A 19,285-nucleotide genomic window follows, 5' to 3' on the forward strand; every position below is an offset into this window, starting at 1 on the left:
CTGCGGCCCTTTATGTGGTACCGGTCTCCGTTGATGCTGGCGGTCGCTGCCAGGACGGCACGACCCCGTCTCGGGACATCCCGGAGACGTCCCAGGACGTGCCGGTCTGTTCAGCGCGGTGAACCAAGTCGGGACCCGGGCTTTGAACCTGCCGAGCCCGACCGGCTGCAGCAGGTCTCCACCTTCTGAAGGCCGAGTGATCGACGTGAAATGGGGCCATACCCGAGGAATCCTTGAACCAACGGAGCCCCGAAGCGGGATGGTCAACCATGGACACGTCAGCGACCGGCGACAGTCATCCGAGCGAGACCTTCGCCACGAGTGCGACCCTGGCCGTGGCCGTGGCATCCGCGGACGGAGTACTGACGCACTGGAGTCGCGGCGCCCAACAGCTGCTCGGGTACTCCGCCTCCGAAGCGGTGGGTCGCCCGGCAGCGGGCCTGCTCGCCTCGCCGCTTCCCGGGGCCGCTCGCGAGGAGCTCGGTTCACCCAAGGGCTGGGCCGGCAGCGTCGTGCTGCGCGGTCGCGACGGACGGCCGGTGGAATGCCGCCTGCGCGTGCGGTCGCTGGCCGGCGATGACGGGCGGGTCGACTGGCTGCTCCAGGCCGGGGTCGAGCGGCAGGCGGGCGACCTCGATGAGGCCATGCTGCTCCCCTGGTCGTTCGACCAGTCCCCGTTCGCCCTGGCGATCTACGACACCGAGGGGCGGTTCCTGCACGTCAACGAGGCCATGACGCGGCAGCTCGGAGCCTCGCCTGAGGAGCTCCGCGGGCTTCGGATCACCGAGCACATGCCGGATCCGCTGTTCGAGGACCCGCAGCGCAGCGTCGAACGGGTGGCGGCGACCGGTGAGCCGGAGCAGCTCGAGAACTACGTGCGGGTGCCGGGCGAGGCCCGCCCACACGCCTGGACCAGCCATTTCACCCCGCTCAAGGACCCGGCCGGCCTGGTCCGGGGTGTGCAGCAGGTTGCGCTCGACTTCTCCGAACAGCACGCGGCCCGTGAGCGAATGGCGCTGCTCAACGAGGCCAGCAGGCGGATCGGCAGCAGCCTGGACGTGGTCCGCACCGCCCAGGAGCTGGCCGATGTGGCCGTGCCGGCCTGCGCGGACTTCGTCTCGGTCGACCTGCTCGACGCCGTGCTGCAGGGGGACGAGCCCGCGCCGATCCCGGCCGGCGGCCCGCTGGTCCTGCGGCGCGCGGCCGTCCGCTCGGACCTGCGGGGCGTCGTCGCGGTCGGCGAGCCGGCCCGCTACCCGGCGGCCTCCCCCACCGCCCGCTGCCTGGCCACCGGCCGCGCCGTCGTCCACCGGATGGTCGACCCGGAGATCGCCCAGTGGCTGGCCGAGGATCCGGACCGGGCCGCCTGGGTGAGCCGGCACCGCCCGCACTCGCTGATCGCCGCGCCGCTGCGTGCCCGCGGCACGAATCTCGGCGTCGTCCTCCTCACCCGTCAGGACCCCGCTGCCGCACCGTACGGGCCGGACGACCTGCGGGTCGCCGAGGAGCTGGCGGCGCACGCCGCGGTCTGCATCGACAACGCCCGCCGCTACACGCGTGAGCACAACACCGCCCTGGCTCTGCAGCAGAGCCTGCTGCTGGACGGGACGCCCGCGCAGACCGCCGTCGACGTCGCGGGCCGGTACCTGCCCGCGGGCTCGCAGGCCGGCGTCGGCGGCGACTGGTTCGACGTGATCCCGCTCTCCGGAGCCAGGGTCGCCCTCGTGGTGGGTGACGTCGTCGGCCACGGCATCCACGCCGCCGCCGCCATGGGGCGCCTTCACACGGCCGTACGCACGCTCGCCGACGTCGATCTGGCCCCGGACGAGCTGCTCGCGCACCTGGACGACCTGGTCATCCGGCTCGGCACCGAGCAGGAGCGTGCCGACGTACCACCGGGAGAGCTCGGAGCCACCTGCCTGTACGCGGTCTACGACCCGGTCTCCCGTAAGTGCTCGCTCGCCGACGCCGGCCACCCCTGGCCCGCTCTGGTGACCCCCGACGGCAGCGTGGACTTCATCGAACTGCCCACCGGCCCGCCACTGGGCCTGGGCGGCCTGCCCTTCGAGTGCGTCGAGAGCGAACTTCCCGAAGGCAGCCTGCTCGCGCTGTACACCGACGGCCTGATCGAAGCCAGTGGCCGCGACGTCGACACCGGCCTGAGCGCCCTGCGAACGGCCCTGGCCGCGGCTGCCGTCCCCTCGCTCGACACCACCTGCGACACCGTCCTGGCCGAGATGCTCGACCAGCGGCCCACCGACGATGTCGCACTGCTCATCGCCCGCACCCGCGTCCTGGACGTCGGGCACGTCGCCAGCTGGGACGTCCCCGCCGATCCGGCCATCGTCGCCGAGATCCGCGCGAAGGCGACCGCGCAGCTCCACGCGTGGGAGCTGGACGAGCTGGCCTTCGTCACCGAACTCGCGGTCAGCGAGCTGGTGACCAACGCGATCCGCTACGCCACCACACCCATCCAGCTGCGGCTCATCAAGGACCGGACGCTGATCTGCGAGGTCTCCGACGCCAGCAGCACCGCACCGCACCTGCGCCGCGCCCGCATCTTCGACGAAGGCGGACGCGGCCTGATGATGGTCGCCCAGCTCACCGAACGCTGGGGCACCCGGTACACCGGCACCGGCAAGACCATCTGGGCCGAGCAGCCCCTGCCACGCCCACCTGCCCAGGCCCTCGCCTGAGCCCGCCACCGACATCGCCAGGCACTCGCTCGCAGCGGTTCAGTACCCCTTGACGAAGTTGATCACGTACCACTTGGCGGCAGTGGCGTTGTAGACCGCGGTGAGGAAGTCCCGCTTGTTCGGCGTCGTGGTGAGCGTGGTCGAGGAGATGGTGGTACCCAGACCGAACGCGGAACTGAGGATGAGGGCACGGCTTCCGGTGCCGTCCTGGATGAGCTCCCAGGTGAGGCGTTGGCCATCCGTGGGGTTGCTGGGGGTGCCCAGCGTTCTGTTGCCTTTGAGGGTGACGCGGAAGAGGTTTCCCAGTGCGGCGTTGGTGGCGATGGTGGCCGCGTCGGTGAGGGTGACGGGGGCCGGGCTGACCTTCGCGTCGACGTAGTCCTTGCGCGTCAGGTGCTCGGCCGACGTCGGTGCGGCGGTGGTGGAGACGTTGCCTTCGTAGTAGGCGGAGTTCGAGCCGTAGACGAAGCCGCTGGCCACCGTGCCGCCGGCGGTGTCGTTGATGACGTTGGTGTAGCCCGCCAGCGACAGGGGCTTCACGTTGCTGCAGTCGCCGAGGGTGGCCGAACAGCCGGCGTCGACCGTGACCGAGTTGACCGCCGAGACGGCGGGCGTGTTCTCGGCGAATCCGAGGATGCTGACCGCTCGCGCGGCGCCGGTGACCCAGATGCTGATGTTCGGGCTGTTGTAGGTGAAGGAGTTGTACAGGCCCACACCGATGGCGGCGTTGATCTTCCAGCTGTAGCCGTTGTATCCGGTGCCGCGGTTGACCGCGGATTCGGCGCCGCATCCGGTGAAGCTGATGCCCTGACTGCCGATGCCGGTCACCTCGTAGCCGATGCCGCAGTTGTCGGCGGCGCAGCCGACGAAGGAGCAGTAGGCCATGGTGTCGATGTGGAAGCCGGCGTTGGTGTTGGTGTCGGCGTAGCAGGAGGAGAACGAGCAACTCGTCCCCGCGGCACCTCCGGAGACACCGTGGATGCTCCAGCCGTGGTTGCCGTTGTCGGCCGAGGTCACGCCCTCGAACGTGGACACGATCGGGTTGGAGAGGTCAATTCCGGTGTCGCCGAAGAACTTCACGGTCATCCGCGCGAACGCCAGCGAGACGGTCGCGGGGTTGGCCGATCGGGTGAGCACGATCCCCTTACCGCTGCCGCTGCCCGGCCCTTGGATGGTGAGGTCCTGGACGGTCAACCGGGTGATGTCCGAGCCGGTCAGCCCGTTGGCGGTGGTGCTGCTCTGTGCGATCACTGACGAGCCGTCACTGACCCCCTCCAGCACGAGGTTGGAGCGGGCCACCAGCACCGAGGAGATCTTGTAGGTACCCGCGGGGAAGACGACCGTTCCGCCGGAGGAGGGCACCGCGTTGATCGCGGTTTGAATCGCGGTGGTGTCGTCCGTGACGCCATTGGCGGTCGCGCCGTAGTCCAGGACGTTGAACCAGTAACTGGTGGCCATGATGATCTCCGTCCAAGCTCGCACTGTTGGTGGAGGGTGCTGCAGCTGGGACTGGCACTTCACCAGGGTCCGGTGGCCAGCCCCAACGGTCGATCAGAGTGATTCAAGCTGAATCCGCGATGGGAGCCCGGCCGCGTCAGAGCAGTACCTCGGTCATGTAATCCGGTACGGGCTGGCCAGGAACAGGCGAGGGCACGTTCGTCGACGTGCCACGCCGGGGTGCGATTTCACTGCGCCTACTCAGCGTAATGGATAAGTCATTCCCCGTAAAGGGATTCGGGATTCCCTCGCGCGGTTGGTTCGTGGTGGCACTGTCGACTTCTCGTTCATGACGCCACGACAGGCATAAGGAGTGCTCGAGGTGCCCGGCCGTTCCCCGGGGTGCCGGATGCCTTGCGTCTCCCCCTCGGGCACATCCCCTCGCGCGTCATCCCGGCGTGCCAGCGCTACGGGCCGTCATCTGCGGGGCATCCTGGGCCGGTGAGAGCAGATCGACGACGCGAGCGCTCGCCAGGGCGGGTCCTGGGCGTTTCCGGGAACCGATCGTCTGCCCAGGCCCTCGACTGGTGGCGTGACGCGGTCTGCTACCAGGTCTACCTGCGCAGTTTCGCCGATGGAAACGGTGACGGCGTCGGGGACCTCGCCGGGCTCCACCAACGCCTGCACCACCTGGTCGATCTGGGGGTGGACGCTCTGTGGGTCAACCCGTGGTTCCCCTCGCCGATGGTCGACGGAGGCTACGACGTCGCCGACTACCGGGCCATCGATCCGGTCTTCGGCACCCTGACCGATGCCCGGGCGTTGATCGAGGAGATCCACGCTCTGGGCCTGCGAATCCTGATCGACATCGTGCCGAACCACACCTCCTCCCATCACCCGTGGTTCCGCGAAGCGCTGGCGGGCGGCCCGGACTGCGTCGGGCGCGACCGCTACATCTTCAGGCCGGGCACCGGCCCGGGGGGTGACGCCCCGCCCAACAACTGGCGCAGCGTCTTCGGTGGTTCCGCGTGGACTCGCATCGTTGAACCCGACGGCAGGGCCGGCCCGTGGTATCTCCATCTGTTCGCGCCCGAGCAACCCGACCTCAACTGGGACAGTCGCCTGGTCCGCCGTGAATTCGAGTCGATCCTGCGGTTCTGGTTCGATCTGGGCGTCGACGGGATCCGCATCGACGTTGCGCACGCCATGGTCAAGGCCCCGGGTCTACCCGACCTGGGTCCCCTGGACATGGAACTCGTCGCGTCGGCGGCCCATGCCGATCATCCCCACTGGGATCGCGACGGTGTCCACGAGATCTTCCGCGGCTGGCGCGCGGTGGCCGACTCCTACCCCGAGCCTCGCGTGTTCGTCGCCGAGGCGTGCGCCCGAAACTCCGAGCGCCTGGCCCGCTACGTCCGGGCCGATGAACTGCACACCGCCTTCAACTTCGACTATCTGACGGCCCCGTGGCGGGCGGCACACCTGCGAACCGCGATCGGCAGCTCCCTGACCGCGATGGGCGCCGTAGGTGCCCCGGCGACCTGGGCGCTCTCCAACCACGATGTCGTGCGGCACCTCACCCGCTTCGGGAGGCCGCAGCCCGACGGTCCGGTCCACACCCTCGCCAACCACTCCCCGCCCGGCCCGGTCGACCTGGCCCTGGGCACGCGGCGCGCGCGGGCGGCCGCCCTGCTCATGCTGGCACTTCCGGGCTCCGTCTACCTGTACCAAGGCGAGGAACTGGGTCTGTGGGAGGTCGAGGACCTGCCCGACGAGACCCTGCAGGACCCCACCTGGGAGCGGTCGGGGCGCACCGACCGCGGCCGCGACGGCTCCCGCCTGCCGATGCCCTGGTCCGGCGACGCCCCGCCGTTCGGCTTCAGCCCCGAACGCGCCGGCGCACTTCCATGGCTGCCACAACCGCCGCGCTGGAAGCAGCTCACCGTCCGGTCACAGCGCGGCGACGAGCGGTCGATGCTCGAGCTGTACCGCAGGGCCCTGCACATCCGCCGGATCCATCCGGCCCTGGGCGACGGGGCGTTGGTCTGGGACCGTACGGCCGTACCCGACCTGCTGTCGTTCACACGTCCCTCCGGTTTCCAATGCATCGTCAACTTCGGCCCGCAGGCGGTTCCCCTGGCGGACCACCGGGAGGTGCTGCTGAGCAGCGTTCGCCTGCAGGACGGGCTGCTGCCCGGCGATGCGGCCGTCTGGCTGGCCCGATGACATCCCCGGATCGCGCCTGGGGAACATGGAACTCGACTTGCGAAGAACGAGGTTGGCGGCAGATGTCCGAATCGGTGAATCGTCCACCGTTCGCAGCGCGGCCGATCCGGGCAGTCATCTGGTGGGTGATGCTGCTGGCACTGGTCTCCACCGGCACCGATCTCGGACCTGCCTCGCGTGGGGAGACTTCTTTCACGGTCCGCAAAGTCACCAGCGGGGCCTATGTCCCCGACCCCTTCGGGGATCCTGCCGGATGGCACGACCAGTTGGACCGCTACGACGCTGCCGTGGGTCGGCGGCCCAGCGTGGTGCAGTGGTACGTCCAGTGGGAGGGACGGCAACCGTTCCCCACCTCCGACGCCGCCTACGTCCGCTCGCGCGACCAGACGCCGCTCATCACGTGGGAGTCCTGGGACTGGACCGGCGACGCGAACCAGCCCGCCTACGCACTCTCCAACATCCTCGCCGGGAGCTTCGACACCTACATCACGCGGTGGGCGACCGCCGCGAAGGCCTTCGGCACCACCGTCTACCTGCGGTGGGGCGCGGAGATGAACGGGAACTGGAACCCGTGGGATCCGGGAGTCAACGGGAACACCACCGCGCAGTACGTGGCGACGTGGAAACACATCCGCGCCATCTTCACCACGGTCGGCGCAACCAACGTGAAGTGGCTGTGGACGCCGATCAACCAGTACGCCGGCTCGACGCCGCTGTCCACGCTCTACCCGGGCGACGGGTACGTGGACCTGGTGGGCGTCGACGGCTACAACTGGGGCACCTCCCGCAGCGGCAGCACCTGGCAGACCTTCACCGAGGTCTTCGATCCCACCATCGCCACCATCCGTACCTTCACCCCGAAGCCGCTCTGGCTCACGGAGGTCGGTTGCACGGAGCTGGGCGGCGACAAGGCCGCCTGGATCACGGCCATGTTCGCCGCCATCGACGGCGACGACCGGATCAGCGCTCTGGTGTGGTTCAACGCCGACAAGGAGACCGACTGGCGCGTCTGGTCCTCTCGCGCAGCCTTGAGCGCCTTTCGCAGCGGCATCGCAGCCCCGCTCTACACCTCCGCGTGAGGCAGGGGTACAGATCCGCGGCAGCCCCCAACGGTGAACATGATGCTCCGTTCGGGGCAACAGCCCCTACGACCGACGCGGCACGGCATGACAATCCACTGGGTGCGCCTCCTGGCTTCGGCCTGACCGCCTGGGCGCCGCGGAATGCTGAGGAGTCGCTGGTGGGCCTGTTCGGACCGATGCGGAGACAGGCGCGCAGAGAGGCGCGGGGGCCCGCGTTCGTGCGCAGGCCCAGGAACCTGACCCGGGAGGGCCGCACCAAGCCCGGCCACATCTCCGACCTGCGGCATGCGGGACCTGGCCGGATCGTGGTGCTGGTGCCCGCGCACAACGAAGAGGCGCTCATCGGCGAGACCCTGGAGTCGCTCGCGGCCCAGACCAGGCCCCCGGACGAGATCATCGTGGTCGCCGACCGCTGCACCGACCTCACGGCTGAAATCAGCGCCGCCCACGGCGCCGAGGCCGTCGAGACGGTCGGCAACACGCAGGACAAGGCGGGCGCCCTCAACCAGGTCCTGGCCCGGCTGCTGCCGCAGCTGTCCGACGACGACGCCGTCATGGTCATGGACTCCGACACCTCCCTCTCACCCCAGTTCATCGCCGAGGCCGGCCGGCGCCTGCGCCACCAGGAAACGGACCAAGCGCCCATCGGCGGCGTGGGCGCCATCTTCTTCGGCTACCCCCTGCGCGGTCTGGTCTGCCACCTGCAGAACAACGAGTACGTGCGCTACGCGCGTGAACTCCACCGCCGCCACGGCCGCGCCGACGTCCTGACCGGCACCGCCTCCCTCTACCCGGTGAACGCCCTGCGCCAGGTCCACGAGGCCCGCGCCCACGGCTCCCTGCCCCGAGGGCGGGACGTGTACGACGTGGAGTCGCTGACCGAGGACAACGAACTGACCCTCGCCCTCAAACACCTGGGCTACCGGTGCGTATCACCGTGCGCCTGCATCGTGGGCACCGAACTCATGCCCACCTGGTCCCGGCTGTACTACCAGCGGCTGCGCTGGCAACGCGGCGCCCTGGACAACCTCAAGGCCTACGGCGTCACCCGGGTCACGCTGCCCTACGTCTGCCGGCAACTGCTCACGTACCTCAGCGTGGCCTTCGTCCCCTTCTTCCTCACCGTCCTGCTGTACTACACCGTCAGCAAGGGCTTCCCCGGGTGGCCGTGGTTCTGGCTCGCGATCACCTCCGTCGCCGCCTTCGAACGCGTCTGGGCCGCCAAACGCGGCGGATGGAAGGCCCTGCTCCTGGCCGCCGCGCTCGTGCCGGAAGTCCTCTTCGACCAGTTCCTCAACCTGATCTACGCCAAGGCACTCATCGACATACTGACCGGTACGGGCGCCACCTGGGAACGAACGCACAGCCGCGGCCGCCGCCTGCGCGAGGCGATCACCACGGCGGTGGGCTTCACCCTCCTGCTCGGCTCCGTCGTGGGCCTGGCATTCGCCTGCATCGCACTCGGGATCGCCTGGACCCTGATCGCGCTCTTCGTCCTGTGCGGCGTTGCCGCGGCCGCCGTCCGCCTCAGCCGCCTCCACCCCCTCGGCCTCCTCCTCTCCCTGCCCAGCGGCGAGCAGATGCACGGTGAAATTCCACCCTGGCGCCAATGACGATCCGTCAGGTCAGAGCGGCTTCCAGCCGGCGCGGCCGATGTTGCGAACCGTGAACTCCGCGCTCACAGGCGGTGGTCAGGCGGGGAGTCTGTTGGAGAGCGGGGGCGGGATCCAGGGGTCGGTGCGGTGTTTGGTGGAGGTGACGCCGTGTTCGTCGTGGAGGTGTTCGGGGATGGCGTACTGCATGACCCGGCCGCGGGTGAGGGAGCTGAGCTCGAAGCGGGTGGTGAGGTCGCCGAGGCGGTCCAGGGCCCAGGCTCCGAGGGGGGAGGAGTCCTCGATGCGTTCCAGGATGCCGAGCAGGGTGGGGGCGAGGGTGATGGCCTTGTCCCAGGTGGAGCGCGGGACTTGGAGCCAGTCTGCGCAGGTGTCGCCGATCAGGTAGCGGATCAGGGCGGGGACCACCGGGTCGAGCAGGGTGCCGGGCACGACCTGCTCGTACAGGTCGATGAGTTGGCGGGTGAGCGTGGCGCCTTCATCGGAGGGGCCCATGTGGCGGGCCATGTAGAGGTCGGAGAAGTCGCGTGCCTCCGCCAGGTCGGCGGGTGCGGCCGCAGTGTCGACACCGAGGATGGCGCCGACGACCCGCCAGGCGTAGAAGTAGGCCTCGGCCCCCTCGTTGGAGATGTGGATGCCCATCCGGTGCAGCGCGTCCAGCACCTGGATGGAGAACATCATCTGCCCGCCGATCATGTCCTCCTGACAGATCGGCACGCCGAGGGCGGCTTCGTCCCAGTGGTTCTCGCGGCGCAGGTGGTGGCGGATGGAGGCGTGCAGGAGGCGGACCTTCTGAGCGGCCGGCAGGAACCGGCCGCCGGCCTCGAAGGCGTCGGGGCGCATCAGGTAGACGGTGAACTGGCCGGTCTCGGCCATCCGCTTGGAGGGATAGTCGAGCGAGTGGGTGGCGCTGAGCAGGCGGGCGACGTGCGGGACGACGTAGCAGGCGGGCATCGCGGCGAAGGACAGCGCGGTGGAGATGTGCACGTTGTTGCGGATGAAGAAGAGCCGGGCCCGCTCCAGCTGGTCCCAGTCGATCCAGTCGGGTGGCGTGGCGGTGGTGTGCAGGTAGTCGCGGGCCTCGTCGGGGACGTCGTCGGGCAAGGGCTGGCCACTCTGGGCGAACCAGCGCATCAGGGTGTTGAACTTGCCGATGTCGCCGCGCTCGAAGAGCGCGTCCACCACGGCGTCGGCGAGCGGGTCGCCCGTCAGGCGCAGGGCGTCCATCGCTTCGGGTGTCACGGTCATGGGGTGCCCCCTCGTTCGGTGCTGTGGGTCAGGAGGTGCGTTCGGCCGCGGCGGCGACCAGATCGGCGAGTGCGCCGGCGGCCTGTGGCGGGAGCGCGGCCCGGGTGAGCGCGGTGCGGGCGGCGGTGGCCCGCTCGTCGATCATCTCCTCGACGCGGGTGCGGGCTCCGGAACGGACCAGGATCTCCCGCAACTCGTCGAGTTGGGCGGTACCGAGGTCGTCACGGCCCACCAGGGCCTGGAGTCGCGCGCGGTCGGCGGGTGTCGCACTGGTGAGGGCGTGGGCGAGCAGCGCCGTGGGCTTGGCGCCGGCGAGGTCGTCCAAGTTGGACTTGCCGGTGCGCCGCGGGTCGCCGAAGACGCCGAGCAGGTCGTCCCGGAGCTGGAACGCCTCGCCCAGCGGCACACCGTAGGCGGTGAAGGCGGCGAGCAGGGCGGGCGGAGCGCCGCCGAGCAGGGCGCCCAGGTGCAGCGGATGCTCGACGGTGTACTTCGCGGTCTTGTAGCGGATGATCTCAAGTGAGCTCTCCGCGCTGGGTGTTGCTCGGGTGCGCAGGATCTCCAGGCACTCCCCGGCGATCAGCTCGCGGGCGAGGGTGGCCCACAGCGGGCGGGCCCGCGCGAGGTAGGCGGCAGGCAGGCCGCAACCGGCGAACAGCTGCCCCGCCCAGGACATCAGCAGATCACCCACCAGCATCGCCAACGCACGTCCCTGGGTCTCGCGTTCGGGCCCATCTGCGACGGCCCGGCGCAGGGCCAGGTGCGCGGTGGGCGCGCCGCGGCGGATCGGACTGTCGTCGATCAGGTCGTCGTGGACCACGGCCGCCGCATGCACCAACTCCATCGCCGAAGCGGCGCGCACCATCGCCGCACTGTCCGGCTGGCCGGCCGCGCGCCAGCCCCAGTACGCGAACGCCGCCCGCAGCCGTTTACCCTCGGCCACCGCAGCACGCAACTGCTCAGCCACCGGCTTCAGTTCGGGATCGACGGCGACCAGCAGCCCAGTCTCCTCCCGGACGAAGGCGAGCAGTGCCTGGTCGACCCGGGACTTGAACGCCGGGGCCTGCAGCTGCTCAGGCATCGGGCGACGGCTTGCGGGCCGTTGCCGCGCGCCGGGCCACAGCCTCCAAGTGCGACTCGGAAGCGGACGCGAGGCGGCCCAGAAGCAACTCGCCGCGTGCCCGTAACTCCTCCTGCCCGTCCGCCGCCACCTCGTGCAGGTCGGACCGGCCCAGCACACCGCGCATCCGGCGCAACAGCCCCTCCGCCTGCTCCAGCCCCAAGTCGACGACACCGGCGATGAGCTGGAGCGCCTCGGCGCTCCGGTCGGCGCGCGCTCCCGCACTCCCCTGCACTGACACGACTGTCCCCACCCTCCCCAGAGGTACCGACGCGGCGACTGTCCGCCGAACGGCGGTGCACTGCACCGCAAGTGTCGGCGATCCTGCCCCGGCACGGAACGGGATCACCCCGGAGTCATTCGAACCAGCTACTTCGCGGACAAAGCACGCCAATGGGGTCCTACCTTGTGCTAGGAGTTCCACGTTGCGGTCGCCCGCTCAGGGGACGGGCCAATATGCCTACGCGCGACAGCTGTTACTTCTGCCATCGATCCGTCACCGAGATCGGCACCAGCCGGCCGGCCGGTCGTTAGTGATGGCAGAGACCCCCGTCGTGAGTTGGCGAGGAGGTGTCGACGCCCGCCGCGCTGCAGGGGCTGCGGGTCTCGTCCCGGCAGCGCGCTCGAAGGTGAGGTCCAGAAGTGTTGAGGAACCAGGCGGCGTTCAACGGTTCACCCGAACTGCGTGGGTCCTACGAGCTGTGCGCGGCCGAGACCAGGCAGTTCCTGGCACCGATGTGGACGGCGACCGAGCTGGTGCCCACCGCGATCCGCCCCCACTTCCACGCCGTACACGCCTTCATGGCACGGACCGACCGCCTCGCCGACGAGGGAGCACAGGCCGACCGCGAGAAGCGGACCACCCGTTGGCGCCGCGACACCCTGGAAGAGCTCCGCTCCGGGCACAGCGAGCACCCGTTGCGGCGGGCGTTCGTGGACACGGTGTGGCAGTGGGATCTGGACCGCGGGATGGTCGAGGAGTTCCTCGATGCCATCTGGGCCGACTGTGTCCGCCCGCCGATGTTCGAGACGTTCGCGGACCAGCGACGCTATCTGCGGGGAGCCTCGGGGGCGGTTGCCGAGCTGTGGACTCCGCTGCTGGGCGCGAGGGGACCGGAGGTGTCGTCGCTGTTCTCGGTGCTGGGCGAGGTGTGCCAGCTGGTGGACATCTTCGAGGATCTGCCGGTCGACCTCGCCGCAGGCCGCTGCTACCTGCCGCGCGAGGATATGCGCGGGCTGGGACTGGAGGTCGACGACCTGCAACGTGGCGTGCGGCGGGAGGCGCTGGAGGAGTTGGTGGGAGTCCAGCTCGGCCGCTGGCGCGGCCTGCTGGAGCAGGCGGTGCCGGTGACGGCGACGGTGGGTCCCGAGTACCAGCCGTTCCTGTACGGCCTGCTGCTGGGGGCGCAGTTGCAGTTCGACGAGGTCACGCTCCAGCAGGCTCGGGTCTTCGTCGACGGTGTCGAGCCGCTGACGGCGGCCGGTGCGGCGCGCCGCCGCCCGGCCCGGCCGGACGTGGCTGCGGTGCCGGGCCATGTCGCGGTGATCATGGACGGCAATCGGCGGTGGGCCGCGCTGCGGGGCCTGCCGACCGCCCAGGGCCATCACGCGGGCGAGCGGGCCGCGATGCGCCTGGTCAACGCCGCCCTGCGGCTGGGGGTGCGGCACCTGAGCATCTACGCGTTCTCCACCGAGAACTGGGACCGTTCCCAGGAGGAACTGGCCGCCCTGTTCGACACCCTGGCCGACGGGATCGCCCAAGGCGCGACGTGGCTGCACGAACTCGGCGTGCAGGTGCGCTGGTGCGGGCGACGCGACCGCATCGAGCCCTCGCTCGCCTCCGCCCTGGCGCTGGTGGAGAGCCTGACGTCGAACAACGACGTGCTGTCGCTGACCCTGTGCGTCGACTACGGTGGACGGGACGAACTGGCCGCCGCCGCCCGCGCGCTGGCCGCCGAGGCGGTCGCGGGGACGATCCGGCCCGAGGACATCGGCCCCGCCGACCTGGCCCGGAACCTGTACGTACCCGGTCTACCCGACGTCGATCTGCTGATCCGCACCTCCGGCGAGCAGCGGATCAGCAACTTCCTGCCCTGGCACCTCGCCTACGCCGAACTGGTCTTCGATCCGACGCCCTGGCCCGACTTCGGCCTGGCACAGTTGCAGGAGGCTGTCACGGCGTACGCCGGCCGCCGGCGCCGCTTCGGCGGCGATCTTCCCGCCCCTGCCCGCCCGGTGCGGTCGGCCCCGATCTCCTGAGCCCGGGGCCGGCCGGACGTCACCTCACGGCTTCGGCGGGGTGTACACGCCCTGAGCGGTCACGTACGCCAACACCGTGTCAGCGGTGAACGCGGGCGTGCCGAAGGTGGCCGTGTACACCTCCAACAGTTCCGGGGTGGCGCGCAGCGGCACCTCGCTGAGCTGAACCTTCAGCGGCAGGCCCACCGGCACGGTGTCGGCGGTCAGCAGACCCTCGGCCAGACCGCAACGGACCACCGCGTGGTGCCCGACGTCGACGCCGTTGACCACACACTTCCCAGACGCCACCCCGTCCTGCAGAACACTCTCCAAGTTGACCAGTTGGAAGGTGCCGCTCGACGTGCGCACCGCGACCCCGCCGTCGAGGACACCGTCCCCCTGGGCCTTGGGGAGGTTCGTCAGCGAGGCATCGCCCGTGCCCGACCGCACGGGGAACCGCACCGCCGAACCACCGGAGTCCCTGACCAGCTGGGCCGGAGCCACCGCCTCGACCACGGCCTCGAATCGGTCCAGCTGCGCCTGGGCCTGCGCGGTCCAGCGGACCTCGACCCAGCCGTCGGAGACCGTGCCCCACTTGCCGTCCGCGGTGGCGCCGGACGCCGTCCCCGTGAACTGGGCCAGCAACGGCGCAGCCAAAGCCGCGCTCAGCACCACTCGTCGCGTCGTGCTCATCGGTGTGCGCACCATCCTTCCTCGGGCCGCAGGACACGACCCCCAGGAGGATCATCCGGCCGCCGAGATACCCGGGCCGCGGAATGCGCTGGGAATTACCCGAAAGGGGGACAGGCCACGCCTGCACGCCCAGATCAGCGCGTGCATGGGACTTCAGCAACCCTTCAGGCATTCGGACGGCGTCTGCCCCTGCGGTAGGCGCTGCACACCTCGTACTGCGCGCGCGGTAGGTCGAGAGTCTGCAGGCGCACGACGACAGCCTCGGGGCGAGACGGCACGGTGGACAGTGCCGCGAGCGGCGAAACGAGCACCATCTGTCGAAGCCTGGAGCAGCCGTGGACCCCGCAGCGCACCGCGAAGCCGTGCGAGCCGCCCTCGGGCGCGAGTCCTGACGAGACGGGGCCGCTGTCCTGCCGCGCGTGCACGAGCCCGAATTCCACACCACCACGAGAGAGGAAATACGTTGTCGGAGCGGGAAACCATAGAGGTCGACTACCTGATCATCGGGGCCGGAGCCATGGGCATGGCCTTCGCCGACACTCTGGTGACCGAGACGGACGCGACCGTGGCCATCGTCGATCGCTACGGTCGACCCGGTGGCCACTGGACGGTCGCCTACCCGTTCGTGCGCCTGCATCAGCCTTCGTCGTTCTACGGCGTCAATTCTCGTGAACTGGGAACAGGCGAAGTGGACCGGCACGGCTGGAACGCGGGGCTGCACGAGCTGGCGTCGGCCGATGAGATCCTGACCTATTTCGACCAGGTGATGCGCAAAACCCTCCTGCCCACCGGTCGCGTCTCGTACTTCCCCATGTCCAGTCACGATGGCGCGGATCCGGCGCGACCGGATGTCCAGCGGTGTCACTCCGTCGTCACCGGCCGCGAGTTCGACATCCACGTGCGCCGGCGAACCGTGGACGCCACCTACATGAACGTCACGGTTCCCGCGATGTGCCCGCCGAAGTACGAGGTGGATTCCGGAGTCCGGCTGATCACTCCCAACCAACTGCCGGCGCAGGATCAGCCGTCGTCGCACTACACCGTGGTGGGAGCGGGAAAGACCGGCATCGACGCGTGCCTCTGGCTGCTGCAGCATGACGTCGACCCGTCCGGCATCACCTGGATCATGCCGCGCGACGCATGGCTGCTCGACCGTGCGCAGATCCAGCCCGGACCGGAGTTCGCCGCGATCAACGCCGAGTTGCTCAAGGCCCGCGTTGGAGCGGTCCTCGGGTCCCACACGGTCGAGGAGCTCTTTCAGCGGCTGGACGCCGGTGGCCTCCTGCTGCGGCTGTCCTCGGACGTCACGCCGACGGCGTTCCGCTGCGCGACCGTCACCCGCTCCGAACTCGAACAGCTCCGGCGGATACCCGGCATCGTCCGCCACGGCAGGGTCAAGCGGATCGGCGCCGACACCGTGGAACTCGACGGGGCGACCGTCTCCGCCCGTCCCGGAACCCTCTACATCGACTGCACCGCGGATGGCCTCGAGGCGCGGCCGGCGGTGCCGATGTTCAGTGGTTCCCGCATCACACTTCAGGCGATCGTCCCGTGCCAGCAGGTGTTCAGCGCCGCGCTCGCCGCCCACGTCGAGGCGGCATACGGCGACGACACCGAGAAGAACGAGCTGTGCGTCGCCTCGCCCCACCCCAGCACCACCCTGGACTGGCTGCGCGGCATGGTGCACGCCGATGACCTGCTCCTGCGCTGGTCCGCGGACCCCGATCTCCTCGCCTGGTGCGATGCGTCGCGTCTGACGAAACACGAGATCGGCTCGCTCCCTGACGAACAGCGGACCGGCCTCTTCCAGGGCCTGCAGGCCGAGAGGACACGGCTGCAGGAGCTGCTGGCGCACGAAGACCAGGCCGTGGTAGCGAACTGACGACCGTCGCCGGACGGCCTGTGCGCTGGAATCGGGGATCTGACGGTGCCGCGGCGGCGGCACGTGTCGAATCGCGTGCGTGTCGAATCGCGTGCGCGTCGAATCCGTCGACGGCGATCCACAGGCTCGTCCGACGACCCCGCGAACACTGCGGGGCCGGATCGGCGTCGTCAGCCGGTCCGGCCGGACTGCGTACGGTGGAGGAGTGCAGATGATCAACCGGCTCACGCAGTGGCTGCGGGCCCAGCCGTGGAGGGGCGACTTGGTCGTCGCGGTCGGCTGCTTCGTCTTGTCCACCCCCGTGGCGGTAGCCGTCGCCTACGTCCACCGCGCCTCGGTCGCCTGGTACCTCAGCGGCCTGGCGGTCGCCTGCGTACCGCTGGTCGCCCGCAGGCGCTGGCCGATCCAGGTGGTCGCGGCGACTCTGGCCGTGAACATCGCCCAGATCCTCGTCCTCGCGTTCGCCGGACCGACGGCCGCCCCCATCGCGGTCGCGCTCCACACGGTGGCGATGCGCACCGACCGACGTACGGCCTGGCGCATCGCCGCGTGCGCCACGGTGGCACTCGTCGGCGCGTCGCTGATTTCCCGTCCCAGCCTGGAAGACGTCTGGCAATACCTGGCCCAGATCGCCGGGTTGAGCCTGGCCGTGGCCAGTGGCGACGCCGTCCGCAGCCACCGCAAACTGCTCACCTCCGCCCTGGAGCGAGCCGAACGGGCCGAGCGCACCAGAGAGGACGAGGCCCGCCGCCGCGTCACCGAAGAACGCCTGCGCATCGCCCGGGAGTTGCACGACATCGTCGCCCACCACATCACCCTGGTCAACGCCCAGGCAGGCGTCGCCCACCACCTGATGCGCACCGACCCCGACCACGCCTACCAAGCCCTCGAACGCATCCGGGACACCAGCCGGGCGGCACTGGACGAGCTGCGCGCCACGGTAGGACTGCTCCGGTACAGCGACGCCCCGGCTGCACCTCGCGAACCAGCGCCCGGCCTCGCCGATCTTGAGCCTCTGCTGGACTCCTTCCGCCACTCCGGCCTGGACATCACACTCGAACGCACCGGGCAACCGGACGAGCTGCTGCCGATCACCGACCTGACGGCGTACCGGATCATCCAGGAAGCCCTGACCAACACCCGCAAGCACGTCGGCCTCGTACCGGCGCGGGTCCAGTTGGACTACCGCACCGACGCCCTGCGGATCGCCGTCGAAGACGACGGCCCCGGCACCCGGGGAAGCAGCAGCGGACCCGCCACCACGACCACCGACGAAGCCCACGGCACCGGCACCGGCACCGGACACGGAATGATCGGGATGCACGAACGGGCCAGAGCCGCAGGCGGCACCCTCACCGCCGGACCGCGCCCGACCGGGGGCTTCCGTATCAACGCCGAACTGCCGCTCCGCGCCGGCCGAAAGGGCTGACCGTGACCATCCGTGTCCTACTCGCCGACGACCAAGCCCTGCTGCGCGGCACCTTCCGCATACTCATCGACTCCGCCACCGACATGGAAGTGGTCGCCGAAGCCGCAACGGGACGCCAGGCCGTCGAACTGGCCCGCAGTCACCGCGCCGACCTGGTCCTGATGGACATCCGGATGCCCGACCTCGACGGCCTCGCCGCCACCAGGCTCATCACCGAGGACGAGAACCTGGCCGGCGTCAAGATCCTGGTACTGACGACCTTCGAGAACGACGAACACGTCGCCGAGGCACTACGCGCCGGAGCCAGCGGCTTCCTCGGCAAAGGCATCAACCCCGACGAACTACTGGACGCCATCAGAGTGGTCGCCGCGGGCGACTCCTTGCTCTCACCCACCGCGACCCGAGTCCTGATCAACCGCTTCCTGGCGCAACCCGCCGCACCCAGCCGGAACACGCCGCCGCACCTGGCCACCCTCACCCCGCGCGAGCACGAGGTCGTCACCCTGGTCGCAGCCGGCCTGTCCAACGACGAGATCGCCGAACGGCTCCACGTCACACCACTCACCGCCAAAACCCACGTGAACCGTGCGATGACCAAACTCGGCGCCCGCGACCGGGCCCAACTCGTGGTCATCGCCTACCAGACGGGACTGGCCCGCCCCGACGGCCCATGACCTCCGCTGTCGCCCGATTCGGCCGAGTTGCAGATGCCGACTGATCACCGCTCGGAAGGCTGGCAGTGATCAAATCGGGGCTTTTGGTTTCCGATCTCGCGGGTGACGATCGGCCGCTCGTGGTTGTAGATCGGGAAGGGCAGCTCCGCCTCGAGGAGCGGGGTGCCGAGGCTGGCGATGCGGGCCATCACGGCTCCGTTCACGTCCAGACCGCCGTAGAGGCCGAGTTTGCCGTCGACCGTCGGCTTGGCGCCGCTGCTGTCGACGCTGACGGTGCCCTCCACCGCGGCGCGCAGGTACGGCTCGATGGTGGCCTTCACGCCCACGGTGTCGTAGAGGGCGACCGAGCCGTCGGCGACCAGGCCGGCGCGGACGCTGGCCTGGTCGGAGAACGTGGCCTTGACCAGGGAGACGGTGGTTCAGGGTGGTACTCGACAGCGGCAGGCGGGCGGTGTAGACAAGACCTTCGGGGCCCTCGGCGTGAGGGTTGTTTTTCTTCACACCAAACTCAGCTTCCGCCGGGGGAACTCTAGTTACGCTGCGACGGCATAATTCCGCCGCCCCGGCCACGGGCGTGCGGCGAACTTCCCGTCCGGGCGTTTGTGCAGCCAGCCGTGGTCCGCGAGCTTGACCAGCTTCGCCCGCAACGGCTCCAGCTTCCCGCGCGCCGCGCGATGATCCGTTCCAGCACCTCGGGTCCACCATGCGCCGGAGCGTAGGAGCCGCGCGGACCAGGACGGGCCAGAACCCGCGAAAACCTCCCTGCTCGACGATCCACCCGGCAGACTGACGTCCGCCACCAGCCCGAGCGCCCCGGAACTCAGTCACGCCAGCCCCCGTGACCAGCCAACTTCACGATGCACAGCGCTCACTGGCTTTGTTCACGAGAACGCGCTCTCGTGAACAAAGCCAGTCAGCACCTCTCGGGGCATGCCCTGCCCCCTTGG

The 19,285-nt window shown here is 69.8% G+C and carries 14 protein-coding genes; 8 read left to right on the top strand and 6 right to left on the bottom strand.

The features are described 5' to 3' along the window. Positions 1-269 precede the first annotated feature (269 nt). Positions 270-2,696 (top strand): SpoIIE family protein phosphatase, encoded by a 2,427-nt coding sequence (locus ABH937_RS28245; RefSeq protein ID WP_370219942.1) that lies wholly within the window; start codon positions 270-272, stop codon positions 2,694-2,696. Between the two features lie 39 nt (positions 2,697-2,735). Here ABH937_RS28245 and ABH937_RS28250 read toward each other — a convergent pair whose 3' ends face one another. Further along, complete coding sequence (locus tag ABH937_RS28250) at positions 2,736-4,154, bottom strand: glycosyl hydrolase family 28-related protein (protein ID WP_370219943.1); 1,419 nt, start codon at positions 4,152-4,154, stop codon at positions 2,736-2,738. A gap of 522 nt (positions 4,155-4,676) precedes the next feature. Between ABH937_RS28250 and ABH937_RS28255 the strand changes: the two genes are divergently transcribed. The 3 genes from ABH937_RS28255 to ABH937_RS28265 all read left to right on the top strand — a co-directional run bounded on the left by ABH937_RS28255 (position 4,677) and on the right by ABH937_RS28265 (position 9,054). After that, positions 4,677-6,359 carry an alpha-amylase family glycosyl hydrolase gene (locus ABH937_RS28255; RefSeq protein WP_370219981.1) on the top strand — a complete coding sequence of 561 codons (1,683 nt, stop codon included), beginning with the start codon at positions 4,677-4,679 and terminating at the stop codon, positions 6,357-6,359. A gap of 62 nt (positions 6,360-6,421) precedes the next feature. Beyond that, on the top strand, positions 6,422-7,438 hold the full coding sequence (locus tag ABH937_RS28260; protein ID WP_370219944.1) for a glycoside hydrolase family 26 protein: 1,017 nt from the start codon (positions 6,422-6,424) through the stop codon (positions 7,436-7,438). Between the two features lie 221 nt (positions 7,439-7,659). After that, on the top strand, positions 7,660-9,054 hold the full coding sequence (locus ABH937_RS28265) for a glycosyltransferase family 2 protein (RefSeq protein ID WP_280694547.1): 1,395 nt from the start codon (positions 7,660-7,662) through the stop codon (positions 9,052-9,054). Between the two features lie 78 nt (positions 9,055-9,132). Here the strand turns inward: ABH937_RS28265 and ABH937_RS28270 are convergent, their stop codons facing one another. From ABH937_RS28270 to ABH937_RS28280, 3 genes are read right to left on the bottom strand one after another with little or no spacing between them, the layout of a single operon-like run. Further along, a complete protein-coding gene (locus tag ABH937_RS28270; RefSeq protein WP_370219945.1) occupies positions 9,133-10,302 on the bottom strand; it encodes an oxygenase MpaB family protein in 1,170 nt (389 codons plus the stop codon). 28 nt (positions 10,303-10,330) lie between these two features. Continuing rightward, positions 10,331-11,383, bottom strand: a complete 1,053-nt coding sequence (locus ABH937_RS28275) for a polyprenyl synthetase family protein (RefSeq protein WP_280694549.1) — start codon at positions 11,381-11,383, stop codon at positions 10,331-10,333. After that, a complete protein-coding gene (locus ABH937_RS28280; protein WP_370219946.1) occupies positions 11,376-11,663 on the bottom strand; it encodes a hypothetical protein in 288 nt (95 codons plus the stop codon). Before ABH937_RS28280 ends, ABH937_RS28275 begins: the two co-directional genes overlap by 8 nt. 401 nt (positions 11,664-12,064) lie before the next feature. Between ABH937_RS28280 and uppS the strand changes: the two genes are divergently transcribed. Beyond that, the gene (gene uppS / locus ABH937_RS28285; RefSeq protein ID WP_280694551.1) at positions 12,065-13,681 is read left to right on the top strand and encodes a polyprenyl diphosphate synthase; all 1,617 of its coding nucleotides are present in this window, start codon (positions 12,065-12,067) and stop codon (positions 13,679-13,681) included. Between the two features lie 24 nt (positions 13,682-13,705). On the opposite strand, the gene ABH937_RS28290 is transcribed toward uppS, so the two are convergent. Next, positions 13,706-14,353, bottom strand: a complete 648-nt coding sequence (locus ABH937_RS28290; protein WP_280694552.1) for a hypothetical protein — start codon at positions 14,351-14,353, stop codon at positions 13,706-13,708. Positions 14,354-14,816: 463 nt separating this feature from the next. Between ABH937_RS28290 and ABH937_RS28295 the strand changes: the two genes are divergently transcribed. The 3 genes from ABH937_RS28295 to ABH937_RS28305 all read left to right on the top strand — a co-directional run bounded on the left by ABH937_RS28295 (position 14,817) and on the right by ABH937_RS28305 (position 18,338). Continuing rightward, positions 14,817-16,235, top strand: a complete 1,419-nt coding sequence (locus tag ABH937_RS28295; RefSeq protein ID WP_370219947.1) for an NAD(P)/FAD-dependent oxidoreductase — start codon at positions 14,817-14,819, stop codon at positions 16,233-16,235. A gap of 211 nt (positions 16,236-16,446) precedes the next feature. Continuing rightward, positions 16,447-17,664 carry a sensor histidine kinase gene (locus ABH937_RS28300; RefSeq protein WP_370219948.1) on the top strand — a complete coding sequence of 406 codons (1,218 nt, stop codon included), beginning with the start codon at positions 16,447-16,449 and terminating at the stop codon, positions 17,662-17,664. 2 nt (positions 17,665-17,666) lie between these two features. Beyond that, positions 17,667-18,338, top strand: a complete 672-nt coding sequence (locus ABH937_RS28305) for a response regulator (protein WP_370219949.1) — start codon at positions 17,667-17,669, stop codon at positions 18,336-18,338. 44 nt (positions 18,339-18,382) lie between these two features. Here ABH937_RS28305 and ABH937_RS28310 read toward each other — a convergent pair whose 3' ends face one another. After that, on the bottom strand, positions 18,383-18,658 hold the full coding sequence (locus ABH937_RS28310) for a hypothetical protein (RefSeq protein ID WP_370219950.1): 276 nt from the start codon (positions 18,656-18,658) through the stop codon (positions 18,383-18,385). Between the last annotated feature and the right edge of the window lie 627 nt (positions 18,659-19,285).

Source organism: Kitasatospora sp. GAS1066B, from assembly GCF_041262605.1.
In the GTDB taxonomy this organism is placed as follows: Bacteria; Actinomycetota; Actinomycetes; order Streptomycetales; family Streptomycetaceae; genus Kitasatospora.